6 protein-coding genes are annotated in these 5,807 nt (G+C 72.3%); 2 read left to right on the top strand and 4 right to left on the bottom strand.

The features are described from left to right. Positions 1-383 (bottom strand): sensor histidine kinase N-terminal domain-containing protein (locus HMPREF0731_RS18510; protein ID WP_007005726.1); only part of this gene is annotated, 383 nt, incomplete at its 3' end. Next, the gene (locus HMPREF0731_RS18505) at positions 380-1,069 is read right to left on the bottom strand and encodes a response regulator transcription factor (protein WP_007005725.1); all 690 of its coding nucleotides are present in this window, start codon (positions 1,067-1,069) and stop codon (positions 380-382) included. The genes HMPREF0731_RS18510 and HMPREF0731_RS18505, both read right to left, overlap by 4 nt. 341 nt (positions 1,070-1,410) lie before the next feature. Here HMPREF0731_RS18505 and HMPREF0731_RS18495 point away from each other — a divergent pair, with 341 nt between their 5' ends. Continuing rightward, a complete protein-coding gene (locus tag HMPREF0731_RS18495) occupies positions 1,411-2,874 on the top strand; it encodes a DcaP family trimeric outer membrane transporter (RefSeq protein ID WP_007005724.1) in 1,464 nt (487 codons plus the stop codon). A 128-nt stretch (positions 2,875-3,002) separates the two neighbouring features. Here the strand turns inward: HMPREF0731_RS18495 and HMPREF0731_RS18490 are convergent, their stop codons facing one another. Both HMPREF0731_RS18490 and HMPREF0731_RS18485 read right to left on the bottom strand, forming a co-directional pair. After that, positions 3,003-3,443 (bottom strand): YqaA family protein, encoded by a 441-nt coding sequence (locus HMPREF0731_RS18490; RefSeq protein ID WP_007005723.1) that lies wholly within the window; start codon positions 3,441-3,443, stop codon positions 3,003-3,005. Positions 3,444-3,453: 10 nt separating this feature from the next. Then, positions 3,454-3,939, bottom strand: coding sequence for an Lrp/AsnC ligand binding domain-containing protein (locus HMPREF0731_RS18485; protein ID WP_007005722.1), 486 nt, complete (start codon positions 3,937-3,939; stop codon positions 3,454-3,456). A gap of 141 nt (positions 3,940-4,080) precedes the next feature. On the opposite strand from HMPREF0731_RS18485, the gene HMPREF0731_RS18480 reads away from it, so the two are divergent. Beyond that, the coding region (locus HMPREF0731_RS18480) for a proline dehydrogenase family protein (protein ID WP_007005721.1) at positions 4,081-5,807 on the top strand (1,727 nt) is incomplete at its 3' end.

The following is a 5,807-nucleotide window of genomic DNA, read 5'->3' as shown; positions in this document are numbered from 1 at the left end:
CCGTCGCGGCGCAGCGCGAAGGGCTGCGGCGCCGCCGGGCCGCGCGCCGCGTCGGAGGGGATCAGCAGCGGCGTGTCGGTGTTGCTGCCCAGCAGGTAGTCGCCATGCTGGTCCACCACCGCATAGGCGGCGCGGCCGTAGAGGCTGGAGAAGGCGGCGGCGATGTCGGGCGGCAGATCGAGCCGCCAGCCGCGCTCCGGGGCGAAGGAGAGGTGGCGGGCGATGCTCTGCGCCCGCTCGGTCAGGGCGCGGTTCTCCAGCTGGCGCATCGCCTGGTCGTTGCGCAGCGCCAGCAGCCCGACCAGCGCCAGGGCGGCGGCCAGCAGCGCCGCCAGGAAGGCCAGGGTGGCGCCGGCGGCCAGCGAGCCGGGGCGGCCCCTCACGCCGCCTGGTCCTGGTCCGCCTCGACCAGCCGGTAGCCGAGGCCGCGCTCGGCGCGGATGGCGAGCCCGGTGCCGAGCTCGGCCAGGCGGCGGCGCAGGCGGGAGACATGCACCTCCACCGCATTGCCGCCGATCTCGCGGCCGAGCCCGCCCAGGCTCTCCTCCAGATAGGGCTTGCTGACCAGGCGGTGCCGGGCGCGCAGCAGCAGCTCCAGCACCAGCATCTCGCGCCGCGGCAGCTTCTGCACCGCGCCATCGACGCTGAAGGTCCGCTCGGCCGGGGCCAGGGCGACACGGCCCAGGCGCAGCTCGGTCTCGGCGGGGCGGTCGGCGCGGCGGCAGGCGGCGGCGATGCGCGCCACCATCTCCTCCAGCGCGAAGGGCTTGACCAGGTAGTCGTCGGCCCCGGCATTCAGCCCCTTCACCCGGTCGGAGAGGCGGCCGCGCGCGGTCAGGATCAGGATCGGCAGGCTGCGGTCGCGCTGCCGGAGCGCCTGCAGCAGCGCCATGCCATCGCCATCCGGCAGGCCGAGATCCAGCACCAGCGCATGATAGCGGGAGGATGCCAGCGCCAGCCCAGTCTCTTCGGCGGTCGCAACAGTATCGACAGACCATCCCACCTGACGAAGCCCACGCCCCAGCAGATCAGACAGCCTGGCATCATCCTCGGTCAACAGAATGCGCATCGGAAACCCGTCCTGTTCCGCCGCGTTTAGTTAGTGCCCGTCTCTCCCGCAATCCTGAAAAACTGTTCATCCTGTCAGCTTCACGCAAGCTTGGCGGCGGAAAAGCGTCCTGCCGCCACGGCAAGGCCCGCAAGGGCCAAGGCAGGACCAGGGCGGACGGGGCGCCCGCGCATGCGCCCCGTCCATCCCGCCGGCCCCTCCCGCCCCCCGGGAGGGCCGCACCTGCCGGACCCTCGCAGCCTGGCCGGGCGGCCTGCCGCACCGACATGCGGCGGCGCCCTTCCGCCTGCCGCCCGCGCGCACAGCCCTTCGCGCCGCGGGCCCGTTTCCGGAGAGATTGCGTGTCCCAAACGCTTGCCCCGCGCCATGGCGCGACACTTCGCCATGGCCTGCTCGGCGGCGCGGCGCTGGCCGCCGCCCTCGCCTTCGCCCAGCCCGCCGCCGCGCAGGGCACCGCCAGCCTGCGCCAGGAGATCGACGCGCTGCAGCGCCGGCTGAACACGATCGAGGCGCAGCAGCAGCGTGACGCCGCCGCCGCCGCCGAGGCGCGCGCCGCCCAGCAGCAGATCGCGGAGCGCCTGGCGCAGCAGACCGACCTGACCGGCAGCTTCCCGCGCTCGGTCCGCATCCCGGGCACCGAGACCTCGGTCCGCCTCTACGGCTTCGTGCGCCTGACCGGCTCGCGCGATGTCGAGGGCCGCAACCGCTCCGACGTGCAGTCGGCCAATTCCGTGCCGCTGACCCGCGGCCCGGCGGCGCGCCAGGGCGGCGATTTCCAGTTCGGCGCCCGCCGCTCGCGCCTCGGCGTCGAGACCCGCACCAACACCAGCCACGGCGTCGCCCGCAGCGTGCTGGAGATGGATTTCGCCGGCGCCCAGTCCAGCGCCAGCACCTCCAGCCAGAACAACTGGATCCCGCGCCTGCGCCACGCCTATGTCGAGTTCGCGGGCTTCACCCTCGGCCAGACCACGACGCTGTTCGGCGACACGGTGAATGGCGAGTTCCTCGACAGCTTCAGCTTCCTGGGCCTCGGCGGTCCGCGCCAGGCGCAGATCCGCTACACCGCGCCGCTCGGCGGGGGTGCCAGCTTCGCCATCGGCCTCGAGAACCCGCTGAGCGACTTCACCTACAATGCCGGCGCCCGCGTGCCGGATTCCGACGGCACCGTGCCCTCGGTCACCGTCAACCGCATCCCCGACCTGACGGCGCGGCTGATGACCGCCGGCGCCTGGGGCCATGTCGCGCTGCAGGGCCTGCTGCGCCGCATCGACTACACCAACAAGGGCAGCGCCATCCGCGACGAGCGCTTCTCGGACGAGGCCTGGGGCTTCGGCGTGTCGCTGAACGCCTCGCTCAACACGGTGGGCAAGAGCCGCGCCTTCGGCCGCGTCTCCTATGGCGAGGGTGTCGGCCGCTATCTCGACATCCTGGGCTCCGGCGCCACCAGCGATGTGGGCCTGCCCGGCATCGATGCGCGCAACGCCTCGCTCGACCTGGTGAAGGTCTCGGTGGGCACGATCGGCTACCAGCATTTCTGGACGCAGAATGTGCGCAGCACGGTGGCCGGCGGCCTCGCCCGGCTGAGCTATCCGAGCTACGCCAAGCAGTTCTCGGCCGGCACGCAGAATCTGCAGAACCGCACGCTGGGCCAGGTGATCGCCAATCTGGTGTGGTCGCCGGTGCCCGACCTCGATGTCGGTGTCGAGTACAACTACGCCGAGCGCTCGCTGCTCTCGCCCGGCGCCGAGGGCGCGCAGCGCGGCATCGGCCAGCGCGTGCTGGCCACCGCGACCTACCGCTTCTGACCGGTCGCGCCGGCGGCGGGACCCATACCCTTCCCCGCCGCCGGTGCCCGGGGTCCGCTCTGCCGGGCGGACCCCAGGGGAGAGGGCGCCCCTGCCCCACAGGGGCGCCCTCTCTGCCTTCTCGCGTCTCAGCCGGCCCAGCCCAGCACCAGCGCCGCCAGCACCAGGTAGCGGCCGAGCTTGGCGATGGTCACCAGCGCCAGGAACACCCAGAACGGCTCGCGCAGCACCCCGGCCACCAGGGTCAGCGGGTCGCCCACCACCGGCAGCCAACTGAGAAGAAGGCTCCAGCGGCCCCAGCGGCGGTACCAGGCCTTGGCCTTCTCCAGCGCCGCCGGCTTCACCGGGAACCAGCGCCGCCCGGAAAACCGCTCGACCGAGCGGCCGAGCAGCCAGTTCACCACCGAGCCCAGCACATTGCCCGCCGCGGCGCTCAGGATCAGCAGCGCCGTCCCGTAGCGGCCGGAGAGCAGCAGCCCGGCCAGCAGCGCCTCGGATTGCGCCGGCAGCAGCGTCGCGGCGGCGAAGGCGGCCAGGAACAGCCCGGCATAGGCGGCGAGCGCCTCCACCCCGCGCGCCTCAGCCGGCGCGCGGCAAGGCGAGTGGCAATTGGGCGAGCGGCAGGGGAGCGTGTTCCTTGACCTCCTCCATCACCGCATAGGTGCGGGTCTCCTTGACGCCCGGCAGGCTGAGCAGCACCTCGCCCAGAAAGTGGCGATAGGCACTCATATCCTTCAGCCGCACCTTCACCAGATAGTCGAAGCCGCCGGCCACCATGTGGCATTCCAGCACCTCCGGCGCGCGGTTCACCGCCTCGGCGAAGCGGGAGAAGGCGTCGGGCGTGGTCTTGTCCAGCAGCACCTCGACAAAGGCGAGCAGGCCGAAGCCCAGCCGGTGCGGGTCCAGCCGCGCGCCGAAGCCGGTGACATATCCCTCCTTCACCAGCCGCCGGAAGCGCTCGCTGGTGGTGGCGGGGGAGAGGCCGATGCGCTCGGCCAGTTCCAGATTGGTGATGCGGCCATCGCGCTGGAGGATGTCCAGGATCCTGAGGTCGATCCGATCCACTGCCTTACGTCTTTCGGTTCAAAGCATCACGAACCGTGGATCGTATGGTGAAACGCCCCAAAGGTCACGTAGGGATCCGGCGCGGCACGACGTAGCATTTCCAGCAGATCCCGGCGCCGCGCCGGAAGCTGGAGAGCCTGGATGCGCCCCGCCGACGCCCCTTCCCCCGCCCCCTTCGCCGCCTTCCTGGCGGATGTCGCGCCGCGCGACGCGCTGCGCCGCGCCGTCACCGCCGCGACCCGCCGGCCGGAGACGGAGTGCCTGCCGCCGCTGATCGAGGCCGCCCGCCTCTCGCCGGCCGAGCGCGAGGCCAGCGGGGCACTCGCCCGCCGCCTGGTGGAGGCGCTGCGCGCCAAGCCGCAGCGCGGCGGGGTCGAGGCGCTGGTGCAGGAGTTTTCCCTGTCCAGCCAGGAGGGCATCGCGCTGATGTGCCTGGCGGAAGCCCTGCTGCGCATCCCCGACGCGGCGACGCGCGACGCGCTGATCCGCGACAAGCTCGGCCATGGCGACTGGCGCGCGCATCTCGGCCATTCGCCCTCGCTCTTCGTCAATGCGGCGACCTGGGGGCTGGTGGTCACCGGCAGGCTCACCGGGCAGGGCGACACCAGCCAGGGGCTGGGCGATGCGCTGACAAAATTGCTGGCGCGCGCCGGCGCGCCGGTGATCCGCCGCGGCGTCGACATCGCCATGCGGCTGATGGGCGAGCAATTCGTCACCGGCCAGACCATCGACGCCGCCCTGTCGCGCGCCCGCAAGCTGGAGGCCAAGGGCTTCCGCTACTCCTACGACATGCTGGGCGAGGCGGCGATGAACGCCGCCGACGCGGCGCGCTATCTCGGCGATTATGAGCGCGCGATCCATGCGATCGGCGCCGCCTCGGCCGGGCGCGGGCTGATCGAGGGGCCGGGCATCTCGATCAAGCTCTCGGCGCTGCATCCGCGCTATGCCCGCGCCCAGCGCGCCCGCGTGCTGGCCGAGCTGCTGCCGCGGCTGCAACAGCTGGCGCTGCTGGCGCGCCGCTACGATATCGGCCTGAACATCGATGCCGAGGAGGCGGACCGGCTGGAACTGTCGCTGGAGCTGCTGGAGGGCCTCTGCCAGGACCCGGCGCTGGCGGGCTGGAACGGCATCGGCTTCGTGGTGCAGGCCTACCAGAAGCGCGCGCCCTACGTCCTGGACGTGGTGATCGACATGGCGCGGAGCACCGGGCGGCGGATCATGCTGCGGCTGGTCAAGGGCGCCTATTGGGACAGCGAGATCAAGCGCGCGCAGCTCGACGGCCTCGCCGACTTTCCTGTCTACACGCGCAAGATCCACACCGACGTCGCCTATCTCGCCTGCGCGCGCAAGCTGCTGGCGGCACCCGACGCGGTGTTCCCGCAATTCGCCACGCACAACGCGCTGACGCTGGCCGCCCTCCACAGCATGGCCGACCCCGCGCGCTGGACGCCGGAACAGTACGAATTCCAGTGCCTGCACGGCATGGGCGAGCCGCTCTATGAGGAGGTGGTGGGCGCGGAGAAGCTCGGCCGCCCCTGCCGCATCTACGCCCCCGTCGGCACGCATGAGACGCTGCTGGCCTATCTGGTCCGCAGGCTGCTGGAGAACGGCGCCAACACCTCCTTCGTCAACCGCATCCATGACAAGGCGGTGCCGGTCGCGGCGCTGCTCGAGGATCCGGTGGAGGCCGCCGCCGCGCTCAGCCCGGTCGGCCGGCCGCATGACCGCATCGCCGCCCCCCCTGCCCTGTTCGGGGACCGCCGCAACGCGCGCGGCTTCGACCTGGCCGATGAGGACGGGCTGGCGATGCTGGCCGGCGCCATGCGTGACGCCGCCGCCACGCCGTTGCGCGCCGCGCCGATGCCGCC

This window comes from Pseudoroseomonas cervicalis ATCC 49957, from assembly GCF_000164635.1.
GTDB classification, from domain to species: domain Bacteria; phylum Pseudomonadota; class Alphaproteobacteria; order Acetobacterales; family Acetobacteraceae; genus Pseudoroseomonas; species Pseudoroseomonas cervicalis.
This window is presented reverse-complemented; position numbering and strand designations above follow the sequence as displayed.